Genomic DNA, 2,225 nt, shown 5'->3' on the forward strand with positions numbered 1-2,225 from the left:
AACAGAGAGGTAAGAAATCCACTGTTGAAGCAGCTAAGTGTGTGAGGGCGAGTCGTCCGCGTTTAGTCGGCGTCTTGAGGCCCCTCCCCGCAACCCCAGCCACCTTGGCTTTGCGGCCAGGCGGGTGCGGTCTCGCCACCGGCGGCTGCGCCACACCTGGGAACCAGGGTCCTCAAGCTCCAGGTTGAAGCCTCGTAGACAGGGAGTGTGATGTGGTAGCCGAAAAAGAAAAGGCAGTGCTGGCCGGCGGCTGCTTCTGGGGGATGCAGGAACTATTTCGTACGCTTCCAGGCGTTGTGGAGACGCGTGTCGGCTACACCGGAGGCGAGGTCGAGAACCCAACCTACCGAAGCCATGGAAGCCACGCCGAAGGGATCGAGATCACCTACGACCCCTCCAAGACAACCTACCGTGCCCTTCTGGAGTTTTTCTTCCAGATCCATGATCCCACCACGCTGAACCGGCAAGGCAACGACATCGGTATGAGCTACAGGTCTGCCATCTTCTACCTCAACGACGAGCAGCGCCGCGTAGCGGAGACAACGATTGCCGACATCGAGGCGTCTGGACTGTGGCCCGGCAAGGTGGTCACTGAGGTAGTGCCCGCAGGAACCTTCTGGACGGCAGAGCCCGAGCATCAGGACTATCTCCAACGCTACCCCAACGGCTACACATGCCACTACGTTCGTGAGGGCTGGCAGCTACCCAAGACACCGGCCTGACATGTAACGAGGCTGCTCCCGTCGAGGCGTGACGGGAGCAGCCTCATCGAAGCCTTGAGTAAGCCATGTGCCTAGAGGAATTCCCTCAGGTCCCGCTCAAGAACGGCCTTCGGCTGGGCACCGATCACCGTCTTGACCACCTTGCCGTCTCGGTAGACGTTGAGCGTGGGGATCGACCTGACGTCATACTCCTCTGCAGTGCGAGGGCTCAGGTCGACGTTCAGTTGAACAATCTCAATCTTGTCGCCGTGCTCGGCAGCCAGCTGCTCAAGCACTGGCGCCACCAGGCGGCAAGGCCCGCACCACTCGGCCCAGAAGTCGACGAGAATGGGCTTGTCGCTACCGAGCACCTCCTCGGCGAACGTTTCGTCAGTGACGTCTCTCAGGTTGCCTGCCATAGAGTGCCCCTCTGTGCGTGGGTATTGCGGTGGGTAAGGTTCGCGGGGCCGCCCGCCCGGAGCGGGCCGAGTGCTCCGGGCGGGACGCAACCAGTCGACTGGGGTCAGTTTCGGCCGGCCATGACTCCGCCGTCGACGTTGAGGATGGCGCCCGTGGTCCAGCTCGAGGCCGACGAGAGGAGGAAGACGATCGCGGACGCGAGGTCCTGCGGGGTGCCGACTCGGCCGAGCGGGTGCAGGCCGCTCAGCTGCTCCATCGCGCCGTCCAACTGGTCCGCGGGAAAGACCTTCTCGAACAGAGGCGTCCTGGTGACCGCGGGAGCCACGGCGTTCACGCGGATGCCCTCGCCGGCGAGCTCTATGGCCAGGTTGTGGGTGAGGGCGTGCAGGCCCGCCTTGGCCATCGAGTAGGCCGACGACGGTGTCACGGCGAGGGCCTGGTGCGCCCACATGCTGCCCACGTTCACGATGGCGCCGCCCTGGCCGCCGGCGATCATGCCGCGGACGATGGTCTGAGTCAGGAAGAAGGTCGCCCTGTTGAGGTCGTGGTAGGCGTCGTAGTACTCGACCTCGTAATCGAGGAAGGGCTTGGGCAGGAAGAACCCCGCCGCGTTGACGAGGAGGGTGGCGTCGGAGTGGTCCTCCGCCAGCTGCTTCTGCGCCTCGACGACCTGGTCCCAGTCCGTCAGCTCGGCCGCGATCGACCATGCGCTGCCAGACCGCGACAGTGCCGCCACGGCATCGTCGAGCTTCTGGCCCGCACGACCGACGATCACCGCGCTGCCGCCTGCCGCGATCACGTTTTCGGCGGCCTTGAGGCCCATGCCGCTGGTGCCGCCGATCACGACGAGTTTCTTGCCTTCGAAGTCCATGGCCACGCGATTCACTCTCCAATTAAGCAGCGAACATTGCTTCTTGTTTTGCAGTCAGAGTCCACTCTGACACGATCAGGTCTACAGCAGCTCTACAGCGTGTCTACGATGCACACCATGACGGCAGGTGCTGTGCATGAGACCGTCATTGCCATGCCCCGTTACGCTCGGCCACCAGAGCATTTGGTCGCTAGCACAGGCTCCTTCGGTAGTGGCGCGTCGAAAATGAGCAC

3 protein-coding genes are annotated in these 2,225 nt (G+C 63.3%); 1 reads left to right on the plus strand and 2 read right to left on the minus strand.

Annotation, left to right across the window (positions count from 1 at the left end; all coding sequences use genetic code 11):
- Positions 1-212: 212 nt before the first annotated feature.
- On the plus strand, positions 213-722 hold the full coding sequence (gene msrA, locus VXC91_RS44755; protein WP_329513073.1) for a peptide-methionine (S)-S-oxide reductase MsrA: 510 nt from the start codon (positions 213-215) through the stop codon (positions 720-722).
- A 71-nt stretch (positions 723-793) separates the two neighbouring features.
- Here the strand turns inward: msrA and trxA are convergent, their stop codons facing one another.
- Together trxA and VXC91_RS44765 are read right to left on the minus strand one after the other, a co-directional pair.
- Entirely contained in the window at positions 794-1,120 is a 327-nt protein-coding gene (gene trxA, locus VXC91_RS44760) for a thioredoxin (protein WP_329513074.1), read from the minus strand.
- A gap of 104 nt (positions 1,121-1,224) precedes the next feature.
- Positions 1,225-1,992, minus strand: coding sequence for an SDR family NAD(P)-dependent oxidoreductase (locus VXC91_RS44765; protein ID WP_329513075.1), 768 nt, complete (start codon positions 1,990-1,992; stop codon positions 1,225-1,227).
- Positions 1,993-2,225: the final 233 nt, after the last annotated feature.

The organism is Streptomyces chiangmaiensis (assembly GCF_036281785.1).
Classification (GTDB): Bacteria; Actinomycetota; Actinomycetes; order Streptomycetales; family Streptomycetaceae; genus Streptomyces; species Streptomyces chiangmaiensis.